We start from the raw sequence: 15,798 nt of genomic DNA on the forward strand, positions 1-15,798 counted from the left end.
CCCCCTGCTCAGCCCGGCTGCGCCACCCCGACCCGCTTCGCCGGGCTGAGCAGGGGCGTCGCGCATGCTCAACAAGGGGGCCCGATTGGACGCCGATCAGGGGTCCCGTTCCGATGCCGTTTGACACCGAACAGCGTCGATGCGTCGAAGGCGCTCTATTACGCGAACCTGCTGGCGGACAACGACACCTATGACGGCGCGCTGCCGGAGGTGTCTTCGTTCTGGGAGGCGGCCGGCCAACTGCTCCTACCCCTGCGCGCCGACCCGGTGAAGGTGGGCGCGGTGCACAGCTTCGTCCGCGACGAGAGCCGGGCCGAGCCGCGCCACGTCCTCACCCGCCGGCAGATCGTGCGGGACTCGTCGGGCGCCACCTACAAGACGAAGGTGGAGGGCGGCGACGTCATCGTGGAGTTCGATCGCGACGGCGATCCGAAGCGGCCGGACGAGGTGCGCTACAGCTACGGCGCGCCGACCCGGACCCCGAAGCGCTACAAGGTCGCCGGCATCACCGACGGGCTGCACGCGCTCAAGCACGCCACCTGGCTCGCCGCGGTCGCGGTGTTCCGCGGCGCCGAGCGGAAGATTCAGACCGAGTGGGACGGCCGCCTCGTCTACCCGGGCGACCACGTCCTGTCGGACCTATGGTTCCTGCGCGGGAAGCAGGCCTACGGCGTCGCGTCGGCCGCCGGCAACGTGCTGACCCTCGACGCGACCGCGAACGTCCCGGCCGCCTACGGCTACGGATCGATCCGCACGCGCCAGGGCAAGGAGTGGGGCATCCTGCGCATGCGCGGCGTCGGCTCCCGCGGGCTCGAGCTGCATCCCGACGACGTGACGACGCTGTCCGCGCAGACGGGCTTGAGCCTCGCCGACGTGCTCGCCCGGGACACGCAGGACCCGACAACGGTGGTGCTCGGCGAGCTCGTCGAGCTTCGGGAGACCTACGTCGCACGCTCGGCGATTCCGAGCGACCCGGACCACGTTCAGATCGAGATGGTCAAGGACGACGCTCGGGTGTGGCAACTGCTGGACGAGCAGACGATCGCGCCGGCGCCTGTGAACGCCGACCCGCTGGCCGAGCCGCTGATGCCCGAGATCTCGGTGCTCCATGCCCACTGCCAGAGGGTGGAGACCGGCATCGAGGTCGTGTGGGGCGTTTCGGCAACCCTCGGCGCCCGCGCCTACGAGGTCGAGATCAGCTACGACGGCGCCACCACCTGGGAGGTGCTATCGCCGCTCGTCCCCGCCTCGAGCGGTCGCGCCCAGATGCGGCAGACCGACCGGCCCGTGACGGTGCGCGCCCGGGCCTACGGCCGGACCGGGCTGCCCGGCGACTGGATCACGACGACGTTCACGACGGTGGCGCCGGTCGTTCAGGGCGAGCTGATCGAGCCCCTGTCCATCCAGATCGAGAAGATGTCCGCGCAGCTGCAGAAGGACATCGGCGCGATCAACGACCTCGGGCGGGGCACCCTGGCGCTCGGGCAGCAGCTGACGGTCGACAAGCTCGCCGAGGCGCAGGGCCTGATCGACAGCGCGCGCGAGGCCACGCGGCTCGCCCTCAGCATTGGGGACGACAGCATCCTGGGCTCCATCCGGCAGTTGACGGCGGCGGTGGACCGTCTCGCGGCCGAGGCAGCGACGGAGGCCGCGAACAGCTACGAGCAGCGCCAGGTGCTCAAGGTCGCGGATGGCCGATCTTATGCGGCGATCGAGCGCGAGACGCGCCTGCGGGTCTCCGGCGACGAGGCTCTGGCGTCGATCACCACCACCCTCGCGGCGCGCCTCGACGTCGCCGAGGGCGGCATCGTCGGTAACGCCTCGGCGATCCAGGGCCTGTCGACCCGGGTCACGAACGCCGAGGGGACGATCACAGCCCAGTCGCAGTCGATCACGCAGCTCTCGTCGCGGATCGACGCCAACGATCTTGCCCTGTCCGGGCAAGCGAATGCGGTGCAGGCTCTCACCGCGCGCGTGACCCTAACCGAGGACAACATCGTCAGCCTCTCGGAGAGCCTGACGGAGCTGCGATCGACGGTGACGACGCAGGGCGGGCAGATCTCGGCCAACGCGACGGCGATCGACCGCGTCAGCACCCGGGCGGAGAAGATCGACGGCCGGGTGACGTCCGAGGCGAAGCGCACCACGGCGCTTGAGGCAACCGTCTCAGATCAGGGCCAGCAGATCAGCGGCACGTCCACGGCTTTGTCGGACCTAACGGCACGCACGACCACCGCGGAGGACCGGATCACCAGCGAGGCCGCTCGCCTCGACGCGTTATCCTCGACCGTGTCCACTCAGGGAGGCCAGATCAGCGGTACCGCCGACGCGGTCTCGCGGCTCACCACACGCACCTCTGCCGCCGAGGGCAGGATCGAGAGTGAGGCACGTCGGACTGATGCACTCGCAGCCTCGGTCTCCGACCAGGGCGGGGAGATCGTCGGACAGGCCCGAGCCATCGACGATCTCGCGGCGCGAACCTCGACGACCGAAGGCAACGTCACGAGCGTCGCGAACCGGACCACGGCGCTCGAAAGCTCAGTCTCCACCCAGGGCGGCCAGATCGGCGCGAACAGCCAGGCGTTACAAGACCTCAGTACACGAACCAGCGTGACCGAGCAGGGCTTGTCGACCCAGGCGCAGCAGCTCTCGAACCTGTCCAGCACGGTATCGGGCCAGGGCGGGCAGATCGGCGCCAATGCCCAGGCTGTGTCCCAGCTGCAGACCCGGGCCGACAATGTCGACGGGCAACTGTCGTCGCAGGCGTCGTCCATCCAATCGCTTTCGACGACGCAGAATGGGCACACCGCCCAGATCACGACGTTGGCCGCTTCCTACGACGGCGTGAAAGTCCAATACGGCGTCACCGGCTACATCGACGGCCAGTCGGGCGGGTTCGTGTTCACCGGCGTCCGGCAACTCGACGGATCGGTCTCGTTCAACCTCCGTATCAGCGCCGACGTGTTCGTGGACGGCACGATCACCGCGCGGAAGCTCGCGACCGAGGCGCTGATCGTCACTTCGGCCCAGATCGGCAACTTGGTCGTCGACAACATTAACGTGAAGGACGGGGCCATCTCGGGCCTCGTCTCGGCGCAATCGAACGGCCAGCAAGCGAGCGTGACCATCACTGTCCGGACGGCGCGGGCCGTGGCGGTGCTCGCCAACCGGGTCGGGGATCTCAGCTCGCGCTTCCGACAGACCGGGATCAGCACCGGGGCGATCAAGATTTACCGAGATGGCACCCTGATCGGCGCCATTCCCGCAAACTTCACGATGGACTTCGACCCAAGCCCAAACGTCAACGCTTCATACCTGCGGCTCGGGCCAACCACATACCCCATACTCGATTATCCTGGCGTTGGATCGCACACCTATCAGGTCGTCGATGACAACACCGTCGGGATCGGCGGCGTCTACATCAGCGTTCAGGAGAGCAAATGAGCATGGGGCCGTACACCTCGGCGCCTGTGCCCTTTGTGAGGCACGATGAAGCCGGCCGGATCACCGAACGCGGCCGGATGGAGATGCAGTACATCGTGGCCGAGGATGCCGAGCGCGGCGGCATCCTGGCTGGCGAGGCGGCCGACGCGACGCACTACATCGAGGACCCGACCGGCCCGGCTCGGCGCCTGCGGCTGCGGCGCGCCCTCGTCGTGGCCTTCGCCACCCGCGAGCCCGCCCCCGGCGCACCGGCGCGCGTGCACCTGCCGCCGGACACCGTCATCGCAGTCACGGGCCCCATCACCGAGACCGTGACCGCCAGCGGCGCGGTCGACCTCGTCCTGATGGTGCCCGGCACCTATCAGGTCACGATGGTGGCATGGCCGCGCCGGCCGGCGGTCGAGACGCTGACGGTGCCGGTCGCCACCGGCCCCGTCCCGGAGGCGCCAGCCGGCGCGGTCGTGATCGGCCCAGGCCTCGAGGCGGTGCGCGCCCGGGCAAAGGAGATCGCCACCCTCCACTACGCCGAGCAGGCCCTGGTCTCCCGGCCCGCCGGGCTGCAGGCGGCCGACCTGCTCAAGGCGCAGGAGGCGGCTCGCGTACTCGCTGGCGGCGACAGCGAATGGATCGCCGAGGAGGCGGCCGAGCGCGGTCAGGATCCTGCCGTGCTGGCCGCGGCGATCATTGCCGAGAGCACGAAGACGGTCGAGCGCGAGAAAGAGCGGGTCCGCGTCACCCAGGCCGTCGCCCGCGCCACCACCGAGAGCGAAGTCGTCGCCGCACTGCAGGCTGTCGGTCTGGAATTCGTCCTTCCCCCGGGCCCGTGAGGCCCATCACCCAGGAGCCTCCCATGGCCGATACCAACCAGCCCACCGCCGTCACGCTGGTGCAGAACGCCCAGAACCAGATCACCGCCATCAAGATCGGCGATGCCCTGATCCCGGTCCTCACCGCCGGCATGATCCCCGGTGCCGGCTGCACCAACCTCGCCCTCACCATCGCCAACGTCGCCGTCGGCTACGAGCGCGGGCAGGCCTGAAGCCGCGCCGCGGGCAGGCCCGGACGAGCGCCCCACCACCGTCGAGCCTGACGCTACGGGAGCACCTACCTCATGGCTACCTCTGCCGGCCTCGTCTCCGTGACGACGGGGTCTTTCGTCGTGTCCGGGACGCTGACCAGCTTCGTGGCGGCTGAGGGAGATCAGCTGGTGCTGCGCGGCATCACCGCGCTGATCTCCCGAGCGATCTCGCCCAGCCAGCTGCAGCTCAAGCAGGCCTGGCCGGGCCCGGACATCACAGGCGCGTCGGATTGGGACATCTCCCTGACCGGCCCGTATTGGAACCAGTCGACCACCACCAACCTCAGGCTCAGCCAGCTCCTGGCGCAGTTCGAGGCAGGCCCGATCAAATGGGACGTGGCCGGGCCGCCGAGCGACCGGGCGAAATACAATGACCAGGGTGTCGGCTTTGTCTTCCTGAGCCTTGGCGACCCCTGGACGCTCTACACGAAGATCGCTAACACAGGCCAAGCTAGTGATTGGTCTGCGGGCCAGGAGATCAAAGGATCACCGGCGGAGAGCACGGTAGAGGCGCAGGCTGCCCGAGACGACGCGATACTCTCCGCGGATCGTGCCAGCACGGCGTCTGGTGCGGCCACATCAGCGGCATCGTCGGCGGCTGGTAGCGCCAGCGGTGCTGCGGGCTCGGCCGGCATGGCGGCATTGAGCGCCCGCGACGCCCAGGCGAGCGCGGGAACAGCGGCGTCCCAGGCTGCCGCCGCATCTAGCGGCGCAACGGAGGCGACGAACCAGGCCGCGACGGCGCTGGCACAGGCTTCAGCGGCGGCGGCGGCCCGACAGGCAGCTGAGGCCGCGCGGGATCTAGCGCTGCCCGCTGCTTCGACGGCTCAAGCGGCGGCATCAGCCACGGCGCAGGACCGGGCGCAAACCGGCAACGACCGCGATGTGTCGGGATTTGCCGTCAGCCTGACCCAGGCCGCCCGGGATGCCGCGGCCGCCGCCGCCGCCGACGCTAGGTCCTACGCCGCCCAGCTGCAGACGGCTGCCTATGATTGGTCCTTCGACGGCAGCCCCGATCCCTCAAACGACTGGAGCAGCTGATGGCTCGCCAGAAGCGCCAATTTGCGCGGCAGGGAGCCGCCAGCGATCTGCCCGATCGATCCGCGGTGCGCAGCTATATCGGAGCTCCCGGCGAACCAATCTGGGATGGGGAGCGCCTGCGAATGCAGGACGGGGCCACCCCGGGCGGCGTGTCCCTGGTGCGCTGCGGCCGGCGCCAAGTGGCGGACCAGAGCGTAGCGCTCGCCGCATCGGACGCCTACGTGGGCGTCACCGGCCTCACAGCAGGGCGCACGGTATCGCTGCCCCCGGCGGCGGGCGGGCTTCGAGCCCGGCCAGCCGCTTTACGTTGCCGACGAGACCGGCCTTTGCTCATTCGATGCGGGGCTGACGATTACGGTCTCCGCCCTGGGCTCGGACACAATCGCGGGACAGCCATCAGTCGTGATGGGCTCGCCCTATCAGAAGCTCATCTTCCACTCCAATGGCTCAAACCTGTGGACCTTCGCGTGATGCGTAAGCTTGCCCTCATCCCGCTCGCGCTCGACGCGCTCTTCTGCGCCTCCGCACCGGTCTACGCGCAACAGGTTTTGCCCCCGGGCCAAATCGATGCCGCCGGCAACCTCAAGCTCGGCCCTCTCACGCTCGGCAAACGTCAGGCCGGCAAGCTGACCCTGACGCCGGACGCGGTCACCACCCCGAGCATCGCGCTCACGGGTCTAGGATTGACCGGCGAGGTGTCCGGGGCGAATGCGACAGTCGGCCCCAACGCCAGCCCCATCGCCGAGCGCTTTCGCGCGACAGCCGCTGGCATCGATCTGCTGGCCTACGTCTCCGTGCCGTCCGTGCTGGCGGGCAGCGACGTGTCGGCGGACTTCGGCCGCGCGGTCGCTGCCGCGAAAGCCGCGAACGCACGACTGATCGTCCCCGGGGTGCCGGGAGCCTGCCACAAGATCAGGTCAACGGTCGACATCTCAGGCGTCGAGATCGTCGGCGGTGGCGGCTGCGTGCTGACCAACGACCCGATCGACATGTTCAGGGCCACCTCACTTCCGGGAAACGTCCACGGCCTGACAATCTATCATCGCGGGTCAAGCGGACGGGTGTTCAACCTGACCACCGATGCAAACGAAATACAGAACAACAAGATCATTGCGGATAATATTTCGGCAAGCGGTCCGCTGATCGAGTTCTCGACTTCCAACAACCATATTCGTTTCAATAATATCACAAATCTCCGTTCTGGCTCTTTCACTTGGCGTCAGATCCGCAACGACCCTGCGAAGATCTCGATCAACAATCATGTCGTCGGCAATTATTTTGGCGGGACGGCAAGCGGCGGGTGGATCGGCGACAATGGCGCAGCGTTTCGCCCCGAAGGCACCCTGGTTGCCTACAATGAAAGCGTCCTGACCGGCGGGCCCTTCCTAACGCTCTCGTCCGTGCTCAACGCGAGGCTCCTGGGCAACATGATGGACCAGGGCAACGGGTCGGGGGCCCTGCGGTTCGAGCCTGGGGGCTATCAGGGCACCGGGATCAGCGGCGTTCTCGCGCAGGGCAACTATATCGCCGCGCCGGGCAGTGGTGGCGCGCCCGCTATCCAGAGCGTGGCGGGCACGGGCGGCGCGGTTGCTTCGGGGGCATCGTTCGTCGGCAACGAAATCGCGTTCGGCACGGCCGCTGCCAGCCTTGCGCCCGGCTTCAGCGGGTCGTTCGTCGGCAACACCATGCACGGCTTCTCAGGCGCCGCCTGCCTGCTGCTGACCTCTGCATCGCTCTTACCGGCGATCGAGTTCGGGTCGGCGAGCCAGTGCGAGGCCAAGCCCTTCGTGTCGGTCGCGGGCGGTCCGGCCGGCGCCGTGCGCTCAACGAAAATCGCGAGCTATGACACGCAGACGGGCGGCGGCTATTTGCTGGTGCCCCATGGCCTGGCGGCGACCCCGACCAAGTTCAGGGCAACAGCCTCGATTGCCGGGGCGGGAGGCGCATCCGTGCAATCCGTGTCGGTGATGGTCGCGGCCGTCGATGCAACGAACGTGACGCTCTCCGTCAACCCGGTCGCCATCAATACGCACGGCAAGATATTTATCACGCTTGATAGCGAAATATAGTTTCTCACAGTAGTAACAATAATAATTAACCGACCGCGTTTATTATATATGCAAATTACATGCAGTGAAGCGGCCATGTTGCCCGCTTTCGCGCCACTACGACTTTAAACCCACCGGAGGCAGCATGGCTGATCCTGCCATCAAAATCCGACGCGGCACGAACGCCCCTGACATCGCATGGAAGTTGCTGAGCGGCGGGGCCCCGTTCGACGGCGCAGGCTCGACCCTCGTGCTCACCATTGTCAGCGGCGGTAGCCGCCTCGTGCGCAGCACCGCCAATCCTGGCGATGGCCTGACCTACGATGGCGCGACGGGCCTGCTGAGGTGGCGTCGCACGCTCGCTGACAGCCGCCAGATCAGCCTCGGCCAAGTCGGGCGCTACGAGATCGAGCGCCGCATCGCGGGGCGACAATCTTACCTCGCCTCGGGAGGCGTCATCGGCGTCGATAGCATTTCTGATGACTGATGACATTGTGGCTACCGTCGAGGTGCCACCCGACCCTGACGTGATCGTCGTCGAGGTGCCAGGGGAGCAGGGTCCGGAGGGCCCACCGGGGCGCGACGGCGCCGCCGGCGTCGGGTTCCGGCTGCCGGTCGGACCGGCGGCGCTAGGCGGCCACTGGGTCGTGCGCGGATCTCCCTCGGGCGTCGTCTTCGCCTCGAGCGATGCGGTCGCCGACGCCGCGCAGGTGCTCGGCGTCACCGCGGCCGCCGCCGTAGCCGGTGCACCGGCCGACATCATCCGATCCGGCGTCATGACCGAGACGACGTGGACGTGGCAGCCCGGCCCCCTCTACCTCGGGCTCAACGGACTGATGACGCAAACCGCGCCGAGTACCGGTTTCGTCCTGCAAGTCGCGACTGCGATTTCCGCAACAACGGTCGTCGTCGAGATCGACGAGCCGTTTATCCTCGCCGCCTGAACTATAGGACATCATCATGGCTGCAAAGACTTTCGCGCGCCGCGTCGCCGGCGTGTGGCGCGAGATCGTGGGCGTCGTAGTCTCGACGGGTGCCGCGAATGACGGCGATATCCCGGCGCTCGACGCGACCGGGCGCCTGCACACGTCGGTGATGCCGGTCGGCTACGGCGCCGACACCAAGGTCGTCGTCGCGTCCGAAGCGCTGTCAGCCGGCAACCTCGTCAACCTCTACGACAACGCCGGCACCATCAACGTCCGCAAAGCCGACGCGTCAGTCGAGGGCAAGGAGTGCAACGGCTTCGTGCTCGCCGCCGTCGTCCAGGGCGGGAACGCGACAGTCTACTTCTCGCGCCTGATCACCGGCCTGTCGGGCCTGACCGACGGCGCCCGATACTATCTCGCGACGACCCCCGGCGGCCTCACCGCGACGCCGGTCACGGGCGTCGGCACCGTCGACCAGTACATCGGCAAGGCGACGAGCACGAGCGAACTGACGTTCGAGCCCGACGACTACGTGGTCAAGGCGAGCTGACATGGCGACGCGGCGCCCTCTCGTCCGGATCAACGGGCGCACAGCAGAGCTGCCCGTCGGCGACGATCTGCCGGGCGCCGCGAGCAGCGCCGCGGCCTCCGACCTCTTCTGGTTCGGTGACGGCTCCGACGGGGACGCGAGCTATTCCAGCGGCACGGTCACCCTCACCCGCGACACCTACTTCCGCAACCTCACCCTGTCGGGATCGGCGGTAGTCGATACGGCAGGGTATCGCCTGCACGCCCTCGGCACGCTCGACATCTCGGGCTTGACGAGCGGGTGGATTGGACGCGCCGCACTCGCGGGCACAGACGCGACATCCAGCACCGCGCCGGCCGCCACCACGGCGCTCGCGTCCGGCACGGTGGGCGGCGGGGTGGTCGGGGTCGCCGGAGGATCCGGGGGCACGGCCGCTGGAAACAAGGCGATCGTGGGCGCGGGCGCCCCCGCAGCAGCGGGGGCCGGGAATACCGGGTCGGGAGGCGCGGGTGGAGCCGGGCCGAGCGGATCAGGAGGGACGTCTACGGCCCAGACTCTGCTAGGGCCCATCACGCGGTATCGTCGGAGCGCCATCGATCTCCTGCGCGGCAATACCCCGATCGTAGGCTGCGCCGCGCAGACGCCCGGCGGCTCCGGCGGTGGCGGCGACGGCACTAACCGCGGCGGGGCGGGCGGATCCGGCGGCGGCAGCGGAGCGGTCGTCGCCATCTACGCCCGGACCATCATCCGCGGCGTCTCGACGGGCGCTGCTGCCGTGCGCGCCCGAGGGGCGAAGGGTGGAGCTGGGTACGGCCCAACCACCGGCAACGTCGGCGGCGGCGGCGGCGGAGCAGGCGGCGGCGGGGGGTGGGTGACGATCGTTTACCGCTACCTTACCGGGTCTGCCGCTGCGAATGCCATCGACGTGTCGGGCGGCGACGGCGGCAACGGCGCCAACGGCAACGGCACGGGCACGGCCGGGCGCGGTGGCGGAGCCGGCTGGGGCGGCTTTGTGAGCCAATTCGACCTGACGGCCGGCACAGGCGCCTTCTACCTCGGCCCCCAGAGCAACGCCGATCCCAGCGGGCAGGCCGGCGAGACGGCCGCCGTCAGCCAGACGAGCCTCTAGCCATGCCCTCGACCATCGATGCTGTCTCCGGCGTCATTTTCACGCCGGAGGGTGAGACGCCGCCATTGGCCTTCGCAGCCACAGACCTCGCGCCGATCTCCGATCGCCAGTTCGCTCAGGCACTCGCGCTCGCCCACGTCATCACCGAGGACGAGGCGCTGGCCTGGGCGGCGCGGGGCGACCTGCCGGCCTGAATGGCGGCCGCCATCGCCAGCCTTCCGGTGGATCAGCGCTTCCCCGCCCGAATGCTGATGTCCTCGGCCACGACCTACGAGCGCGATCACCCGCTCGTGCCGGCGCTCGGCGCCATGCTCGGCTACGATGCCGCGGCACTCGACGCGCTGTGGAGTGCTGCCGCGGCGCTCTGATCCAACCCCGACCGCTGCGCCACCCGGCCCGGTCCAGACACCCCTGACAATCTGGAGACACCATGACCGCCAAGACCCCAGCGGCGCGCCCGCACGCGCCCAACGATCACGACCACGTCGACGGCTGCCTCTGCGGTCATGACCACGCCGAGCACGAGGCGACGCTGGATCACGACCTGCCGGCGGCCGGGGGCGGGGTGGAGGAGCAGCGCAAGCGCCGGTCGCGCGCCACCAAGACCAGCGCGGGAGCCGCCTGATGCCGAACGCGCTCTGGCTCGCCGACGTGCTCCGCGCCGCCGGCCTCAAGTTCGCCGAGGTCGACGGGTGGAAGACCCGTGGCCACGGCGAGCTCGGCACCGTGCGTATGGTGATGCTGCACCACACCGCCGGGCCGAAGACCGGCAACATGCCGTCGCTCGGCACCGTCACCAAGGGCCGACCCGATCTCGCCGGCCCGCTCTGCAACGTCGCGCTCGGTCGGGACGGCACCTGCTACGTCGTTGCGGCCGGAATCGCCTACCACGCCGGCCCGGGCGCCTGGCAGGGCATGACCGCCGGCAATAGCTCGAGCATCGGCGTCGAGGCTGAGAACACCGGCGTGGGCGAGCCCTGGCCCGAGGTGCAGGTTGACGCCTACGCCCGGCTCTGCGCCGCGGTCCTGTCCCATGTTGGCGCAGCACCGATCATGGCGGTCGCGCACCGGGAATGGGCGCTGCCGAAGGGCCGGAAGATCGACCCGGCCGGGATCGACATGCAGGCGTTCCGGGCCCGGGTCGCCGGCATCATGAACGGCGCGCCGGTGCGGCCGCTCGTGCCGGCGAAGGACACCACCGGGCGCCCGACGCTCCGGCGCGGAGCCAAGGGTGGCGATGTGAAGGCGCTGCAGGCTGCGATCGGCGTGACGACGGATGGATCGTTTGGCGCCCTGACCGAGGCGAGCCTGCGCGCCTGGCAGCGGGCGCATGGACTGGTGGCCGACGGCATCGCCGGGCCCGGCACCTGGGCGGCGATCGACGGCGCCAAGGCAGCCGCCTGACCAACCTCCGCAGATTTTGCGGCAGTTCGACCCGCGCCGGCCGGGCCAGCCGAGCACCCCCTCAAGGACACGACCATGAACCAGGACCAGCTTGCCGCGCTCCTGCGCACCCTCCTGCAGTTCGGCGGCGGCATCGCCGTGGGCCGCGGCTGGATCGACGCCGACACCGCCACCGCGGTCACCGGCGCCATCGTGACGATCGCCGTCACCGCCTGGGGCCTCTACGCCCGGCGCAACACCGCCCTGGTGCAGTCCGCCGCGGCGGTGCCGCAGGTGGCCCAGATCGTCACCACCTCGACGCACATCGCCGAGGCGGCCGGGCCGAAGGTGGTCGCGCAGTGATCTCCCTGCCGCTGTGGGCGTCCGCGCTCATCACCCTGGTGGTCAAAGGCGTCACGCAGTGGCTCGCCAACCTGCGCGCCGAGCAAGCCCTGCGCGATCTCGGCGCCGCCACGCAGGCGACGGCCTCCCGCGCCGAAGCCGAGCGCCAGGAGACCGCCGCCCGGGCGGCGGGCGAGGCCGCTGCCGCCGCGCCGGAGGATCCGGCTGACCCCTTCCTCCGAAAGGACTGAGGCCATGACGTTCACCTGCGCGGCCGCGGGCTTCTTCGTCTTCGCGTGCTCGGCCCCTGACGTCCAGGTCGACGCGGCCCGGTTCTGCCGGACCGCGGCCCCCATCATCTACTGCGCCAAGGACACACCGGAGACCCGCCGGCAGGTCCGGGCGCACAACGCCAAAGGCGTGGCCGCCTGCGGCTGGGGGAGGCGCTGATGCCGCTGTTCGAGGCCGACCCCAGCCACCCGGCCGGGCCCTACAGCTCGGAGCGCCTGTTCGAGTGGTCGATGGCGGTCATGATGATCATGATCGCCCTGACCCTCGCGATGCCGGGGGACACCTTTGAGCGCTCCGCTCTCCGGCCGATCGCCGCCCTCGGCGCCACCGAGGAGAACATGGCGACCTTCTACGCCGTGGTCGGCATCGCCCGGGCCTTCGCCCTCTACATGAACGGGCACATCAACAACGGTAGAGTCTTCCCCTCGGGGGCATACATCCGCGCCTGGTGCGCGCTGTTCAGCGCCGTGGTCTGGGGGCAGCTCACCCTTGCGTTGTTCCTCGACGCCTTCCACGCCAACTCCCCTTCGCTCAACATCCCGGTCTTCGGCACCCTGACGATGTTCGAGCTGCTGTCCTGCTACATCGCCCGCCGCGACGCGGTACGGCGCAAGGACACCCTCGAGGGCCAGATCGAAGAGCTGAGGGCGTCGGCCGCTGCGAGCGGGCTGGTGCTCACGCCCAAGCCGCGGGCGCACGGGGGAGAGGCGACCGATGCTTGAGGCCGGGTTCCTGAAGCAGATCTACGACAGCCTGGCCGGCTTTCCGGTGCTGCAAGCCGCCCTGGGCGCGCTGATCGTGATCGCCGGGCTGAAGCTGATGTTCAAGGCCGACAAGGCGAAGGATGCCGCAGCCGCGCCAGCCGCGCCGGCCGGGGCGACGCTCGCCGCGCCGGATGGCGCCATGCACCTTCAGGGTGCGGTGGTCTTCACGGACATGACCCGGGAGATCCGGGACATCCTGCGCGAGTGCGTTGAGCTTCAGCGCCGGATCGCCGAGTGCGTGAGGATCATGCGCGAGGAAGCACGGAAGCAGACCGAGATTCTTGAACGGATCGAACGCGAGCAGGACGTGCAGGGTCGGACCCGACACCCCTGATCCAGAACCCATCCCGCCGCCGAGCCGTTACCCCGGCGGATTTCCAGACCCAGGACACCGCCTTCAGCCCCGCCGGCAGCCGCCGAGCGGGGCTTTTTCATGCCTCCTCGAAATCAAGTCCCCTAATTACTCGATGCGGCATATAACTTAATGGGTTGTTTGTCTTTCTGACAAAGGGGCATGCGCGACATGATGCTGGGCGATTGTCGGAGTTTACCGCTCGCCTTAACGCCTGATATTTTTGCCCATTCCATATTTCCTCCATTGATTGTTCATTTAAATTTCCCATCCGAAGTCCGGGAACGCAGCAGGCAAGCACATCGCCATTACCAAGCAGGTAAGCGGCTCGCCACGGAAGGGTGCAGAACGATGTTCCGATCTGATCGTCTCTATCGTCAAATGGTCGATCTATAAATATATCAATTCCAATTGTATTTGCGACTTCAATTGCAGACTCTCTTACATTATTAAATAATTCTTGATCGTGCCACAAGCTTTCGTGATCCATATCTGAGGTGTATGCCTGCATATGTATAGTTCTTACTGCATCAAAACCCGCGCTCTTAACTTTCATAATAAATTCTGGCAATTCTTCAATGTTAGATCGCATCGCTACAAATGCTGCCGACAGCGGAACATCGTGGCGGCCGAGTACATATCGCCTTTCACTGAGCATCTTCATGTTGCCGAAAATGGTGTCTAGATGAGGCGACCCTTTTCGGATGCGTTTATAAGTTTCCGGATTTGCCGCGTCGATAGATATATTGATGGACGTGACCTTGGAGGCGAGCACCTTGTTGATAGCATCCAGACTTAGATGAGTGCCGTTAGTATCAACGTGAAATGGAATATCTAGAGATATTAAGAAATCTAACTCCCCGCCAAAGCGCGCGTCTGCCCAGAAAATATCTCCACTGAAATCAGTGTATGCGGTCTGTAAAGCCCCAGACCGCGCCCACGATCTCACAGCATCCCTAATGATGGGACCCATTCTCCGCGCAACTTTCCTTGTTTCGCGAGATATGCAATGGACGCAATTGAGATTACATTGAGTCACCAAACTAATCTCGAGATTTGGAGGGACTCGACTGCTGACTATAGACGGAGCATACGACAGTTTGGCAATTATGCCATCTTCATCACTTAGTTTTGCGAATGAGTCGCAGGCAACGTGCCCCTTAATTCTTTGATCCCCGTCTGTTATATAGAGTGTTGCGGCATTATTATGGGATGAGTCGTCTGAACAAACACAAATTTCGTACAAAGAGCCAGCAGAAGACAACTCGGGCTCGAAAAATACTTCAACAAAGGAATTGTCATATACTTGAGACAGTTTTATCTCCCTGCTAGCGATATAACGAACAGTATCAGTTATGCATCGCAAAGAAATATTTATGGAACTCGTGCGTTTCTTTTCGTCATAAGTAGCTATTAAGACTGCGATGCCGCTCAGGTAATTATCAGCAGCCAAAAAGGTTTGCGTGACCGGGTGACCCGGCAATATCTCTCCGCAAATCCGCATAGACATCGCCGTCCGCCCCATGCACCGAATCAGCCGATTCTCATACGAAAGTGATATGCTGAACCGTGTGGAAGAGTTGTTGCGGAATTGCCACTCCCGCCTTGGGTTGGACCTCCCGCTAAATCAGCCACTCGTGGTTTAGAGCGCCTAAAAGAACCTTTTGATCTGGTTGAGGGTGATGAGGCTGGCTTGCAGGAGCGTGAAAGCCTCGTAGATGTCGGCGCGCCGCTCATAGCGGACGGGCAAGCGGCGGGTACGGTTGAACCAGGCGTGGCTGCGCTCGACCACCCAGCGATGCCGCCCGAGCCTGTCACTTCTCTCGATACCGCGCCGGGCAATCCGCGGTCTGATCCCGCGTGCCCGGCACTCCCGACGCCGCGCTCTGGCATCATAGGCCTTGTCGGCGTGCGGCTTGTCGGGGCGCTGGCGGGGGCGTCCACGCCGTCCGTTGCGCAGGGGCGGGATGGCGTCCACCGTCGGGGCCATCAGTGGGCTGTCGTGGCAGTTGGCACCGGTCAGAACGAGGCCGAGCGGCGTGCCACGCGCGTCGGTGATAAGGTGGCGCTTGGTCCCCGCCTTGCCCCGGTCCGTCGGGTTCGGGCCGGTGGCAGACCCCCTTTTTTGGCCGGCACGCTCGCGCTGTCGACGCTCGCTCGGCTCTAGTCGATCTCACCCGCCGCCTGTGGGCGCTCGAGCAGGACCTGATGCAAGCGCCGCCACACGCCGGCCGCTTGCCAGTCGCGCAGCCGGCGCCAGCAGCTCATGCCGCAGCCGCATTTCATCTCGGCCGGCAGCATCTCCCAGGGGATGCCCGAGCGCAGCACGAACAGAATGCCGGTCAGGGCAGCCCGATCGTCCACCCGGGGGCGCCCGCCCTTCGGGCGAGGCGGGTGGGGCGGCAGAAGCGGGGCGATCGCAGCCCAGAGATCGTCAGGGCAAAGCGGGCGAGCCATACCACCCCAACGCC

19 protein-coding genes and 1 pseudogene are annotated in these 15,798 nt (G+C 67.0%); 18 read left to right on the forward strand and 2 right to left on the reverse strand.

The genetic code is table 11. The features are described 5' to 3' along the window. The first annotated feature begins 120 nt into the window (after positions 1 to 120). The 18 genes from V3T34_RS14945 to V3T34_RS15030 all read left to right on the forward strand — a co-directional run bounded on the left by V3T34_RS14945 (position 121) and on the right by V3T34_RS15030 (position 13,309). Positions 121 to 3,444, forward strand: coding sequence for a host specificity factor TipJ family phage tail protein (locus V3T34_RS14945; protein WP_331369201.1), 3,324 nt, complete (start codon positions 121 to 123; stop codon positions 3,442 to 3,444). Beyond that, complete coding sequence (locus V3T34_RS14950; protein ID WP_331369202.1) at positions 3,441 to 4,271, forward strand: hypothetical protein; 831 nt, start codon at positions 3,441 to 3,443, stop codon at positions 4,269 to 4,271. The genes V3T34_RS14945 and V3T34_RS14950 overlap by 4 nt, the downstream gene beginning before the upstream one ends. Before the next feature lie 23 nt (positions 4,272 to 4,294). Further along, entirely contained in the window at positions 4,295 to 4,483 is a 189-nt protein-coding gene (locus tag V3T34_RS14955) for a hypothetical protein (protein WP_331369203.1), read from the forward strand. A gap of 72 nt (positions 4,484 to 4,555) precedes the next feature. After that, entirely contained in the window at positions 4,556 to 5,563 is a 1,008-nt protein-coding gene (locus V3T34_RS14960; RefSeq protein WP_331369204.1) for a hypothetical protein, read from the forward strand. Positions 5,564 to 6,033: 470 nt separating this feature from the next. Next, the gene (locus V3T34_RS14965) at positions 6,034 to 7,632 is read left to right on the forward strand and encodes a hypothetical protein (protein WP_331369205.1); all 1,599 of its coding nucleotides are present in this window, start codon (positions 6,034 to 6,036) and stop codon (positions 7,630 to 7,632) included. Between the two features lie 124 nt (positions 7,633 to 7,756). Then, on the forward strand, positions 7,757 to 8,098 hold the full coding sequence (locus tag V3T34_RS14970; RefSeq protein ID WP_331369206.1) for a hypothetical protein: 342 nt from the start codon (positions 7,757 to 7,759) through the stop codon (positions 8,096 to 8,098). Then, the gene (locus tag V3T34_RS14975) at positions 8,091 to 8,555 is read left to right on the forward strand and encodes a hypothetical protein (protein ID WP_331369207.1); all 465 of its coding nucleotides are present in this window, start codon (positions 8,091 to 8,093) and stop codon (positions 8,553 to 8,555) included. The genes V3T34_RS14970 and V3T34_RS14975 overlap by 8 nt, the downstream gene beginning before the upstream one ends. A gap of 16 nt (positions 8,556 to 8,571) precedes the next feature. Further along, the gene (locus tag V3T34_RS14980) at positions 8,572 to 9,087 is read left to right on the forward strand and encodes a hypothetical protein (RefSeq protein ID WP_331369208.1); all 516 of its coding nucleotides are present in this window, start codon (positions 8,572 to 8,574) and stop codon (positions 9,085 to 9,087) included. Position 9,088: 1 nt separating this feature from the next. Beyond that, positions 9,089 to 10,195 carry a hypothetical protein gene (locus tag V3T34_RS14985; RefSeq protein WP_331369209.1) on the forward strand — a complete coding sequence of 369 codons (1,107 nt, stop codon included), beginning with the start codon at positions 9,089 to 9,091 and terminating at the stop codon, positions 10,193 to 10,195. A gap of 2 nt (positions 10,196 to 10,197) precedes the next feature. Then, positions 10,198 to 10,389 carry a hypothetical protein gene (locus V3T34_RS14990; RefSeq protein WP_331369210.1) on the forward strand — a complete coding sequence of 64 codons (192 nt, stop codon included), beginning with the start codon at positions 10,198 to 10,200 and terminating at the stop codon, positions 10,387 to 10,389. Beyond that, positions 10,390 to 10,563: a hypothetical protein gene (locus tag V3T34_RS14995; protein ID WP_331369211.1), complete on the forward strand. Its 174-nt coding sequence runs from the start codon at positions 10,390 to 10,392 to the stop codon at positions 10,561 to 10,563. Between the two features lie 62 nt (positions 10,564 to 10,625). Further along, positions 10,626 to 10,820 (forward strand): hypothetical protein, encoded by a 195-nt coding sequence (locus V3T34_RS15000; RefSeq protein WP_331369212.1) that lies wholly within the window; start codon positions 10,626 to 10,628, stop codon positions 10,818 to 10,820. Then, complete coding sequence (locus V3T34_RS15005) at positions 10,820 to 11,599, forward strand: peptidoglycan recognition protein family protein (protein ID WP_331369213.1); 780 nt, start codon at positions 10,820 to 10,822, stop codon at positions 11,597 to 11,599. The genes V3T34_RS15000 and V3T34_RS15005 overlap by 1 nt, the downstream gene beginning before the upstream one ends. 75 nt (positions 11,600 to 11,674) lie before the next feature. Further along, the gene (locus V3T34_RS15010) at positions 11,675 to 11,941 is read left to right on the forward strand and encodes a Pam3-gp28 family putative phage holin (RefSeq protein WP_331369214.1); all 267 of its coding nucleotides are present in this window, start codon (positions 11,675 to 11,677) and stop codon (positions 11,939 to 11,941) included. Further along, entirely contained in the window at positions 11,938 to 12,171 is a 234-nt protein-coding gene (locus V3T34_RS15015; RefSeq protein ID WP_331369215.1) for a peptidoglycan-binding protein, read from the forward strand. The genes V3T34_RS15010 and V3T34_RS15015 overlap by 4 nt, the downstream gene beginning before the upstream one ends. 4 nt (positions 12,172 to 12,175) lie before the next feature. After that, positions 12,176 to 12,370, forward strand: coding sequence for a hypothetical protein (locus V3T34_RS15020; protein ID WP_331369216.1), 195 nt, complete (start codon positions 12,176 to 12,178; stop codon positions 12,368 to 12,370). Then, positions 12,370 to 12,933, forward strand: a complete 564-nt coding sequence (locus tag V3T34_RS15025) for a hypothetical protein (protein WP_331369217.1) — start codon at positions 12,370 to 12,372, stop codon at positions 12,931 to 12,933. Before V3T34_RS15020 ends, V3T34_RS15025 begins: the two co-directional genes overlap by 1 nt. Then, on the forward strand, positions 12,926 to 13,309 hold the full coding sequence (locus tag V3T34_RS15030; RefSeq protein WP_331369218.1) for a hypothetical protein: 384 nt from the start codon (positions 12,926 to 12,928) through the stop codon (positions 13,307 to 13,309). Before V3T34_RS15025 ends, V3T34_RS15030 begins: the two co-directional genes overlap by 8 nt. Positions 13,310 to 13,406: 97 nt before the next feature. Here V3T34_RS15030 and V3T34_RS15035 read toward each other — a convergent pair whose 3' ends face one another. Further along, on the reverse strand, positions 13,407 to 14,852 hold the full coding sequence (locus tag V3T34_RS15035; RefSeq protein ID WP_331369219.1) for a radical SAM protein: 1,446 nt from the start codon (positions 14,850 to 14,852) through the stop codon (positions 13,407 to 13,409). A 126-nt stretch (positions 14,853 to 14,978) separates the two neighbouring features. Continuing rightward, a pseudogene (locus V3T34_RS15040) lies at positions 14,979 to 15,784 on the reverse strand (IS5 family transposase). Positions 15,785 to 15,798: the final 14 nt, after the last annotated feature.

It is taken from the genome of Methylobacterium ajmalii, from assembly GCF_036448855.1.
Classification (GTDB): domain Bacteria; phylum Pseudomonadota; class Alphaproteobacteria; order Rhizobiales; family Beijerinckiaceae; genus Methylobacterium; species Methylobacterium ajmalii.

Excerpts from the sequence above, each read along its gene's own strand:
- V3T34_RS14950 (WP_331369202.1), top strand. The coding sequence starts at position 3,441 with ATGAGCATGGGGCCGTACACCTCGGCGCCTGTGCCCTTTGTGAGGCAC.
- V3T34_RS14955 (WP_331369203.1), top strand. The coding sequence starts at position 4,295 with ATGGCCGATACCAACCAGCCCACCGCCGTCACGCTGGTGCAGAACGCC.
- V3T34_RS14960 (WP_331369204.1), top strand. The coding sequence starts at position 4,556 with ATGGCTACCTCTGCCGGCCTCGTCTCCGTGACGACGGGGTCTTTCGTC.
- V3T34_RS14965 (WP_331369205.1), top strand. The coding sequence starts at position 6,034 with ATGCGTAAGCTTGCCCTCATCCCGCTCGCGCTCGACGCGCTCTTCTGC.
- V3T34_RS14970 (WP_331369206.1), top strand. The coding sequence starts at position 7,757 with ATGGCTGATCCTGCCATCAAAATCCGACGCGGCACGAACGCCCCTGAC.
- V3T34_RS14975 (WP_331369207.1), top strand. The coding sequence starts at position 8,091 with ATGACTGATGACATTGTGGCTACCGTCGAGGTGCCACCCGACCCTGAC.
- V3T34_RS14980 (WP_331369208.1), top strand. The coding sequence starts at position 8,572 with ATGGCTGCAAAGACTTTCGCGCGCCGCGTCGCCGGCGTGTGGCGCGAG.
- V3T34_RS14985 (WP_331369209.1), top strand. The coding sequence starts at position 9,089 with ATGGCGACGCGGCGCCCTCTCGTCCGGATCAACGGGCGCACAGCAGAG.
- V3T34_RS14990 (WP_331369210.1), top strand. The coding sequence starts at position 10,198 with ATGCCCTCGACCATCGATGCTGTCTCCGGCGTCATTTTCACGCCGGAG.
- V3T34_RS14995 (WP_331369211.1), top strand. The coding sequence starts at position 10,390 with ATGGCGGCCGCCATCGCCAGCCTTCCGGTGGATCAGCGCTTCCCCGCC.
- V3T34_RS15000 (WP_331369212.1), top strand. The coding sequence starts at position 10,626 with ATGACCGCCAAGACCCCAGCGGCGCGCCCGCACGCGCCCAACGATCAC.
- V3T34_RS15005 (WP_331369213.1), top strand. The coding sequence starts at position 10,820 with ATGCCGAACGCGCTCTGGCTCGCCGACGTGCTCCGCGCCGCCGGCCTC.
- V3T34_RS15010 (WP_331369214.1), top strand. The coding sequence starts at position 11,675 with ATGAACCAGGACCAGCTTGCCGCGCTCCTGCGCACCCTCCTGCAGTTC.
- V3T34_RS15020 (WP_331369216.1), top strand. The coding sequence starts at position 12,176 with ATGACGTTCACCTGCGCGGCCGCGGGCTTCTTCGTCTTCGCGTGCTCG.
- V3T34_RS15025 (WP_331369217.1), top strand. The coding sequence starts at position 12,370 with ATGCCGCTGTTCGAGGCCGACCCCAGCCACCCGGCCGGGCCCTACAGC.
- V3T34_RS15030 (WP_331369218.1), top strand. The coding sequence starts at position 12,926 with ATGCTTGAGGCCGGGTTCCTGAAGCAGATCTACGACAGCCTGGCCGGC.
- V3T34_RS15035 (WP_331369219.1), bottom strand. The coding sequence starts at position 14,852 with ATGGGGCGGACGGCGATGTCTATGCGGATTTGCGGAGAGATATTGCCG.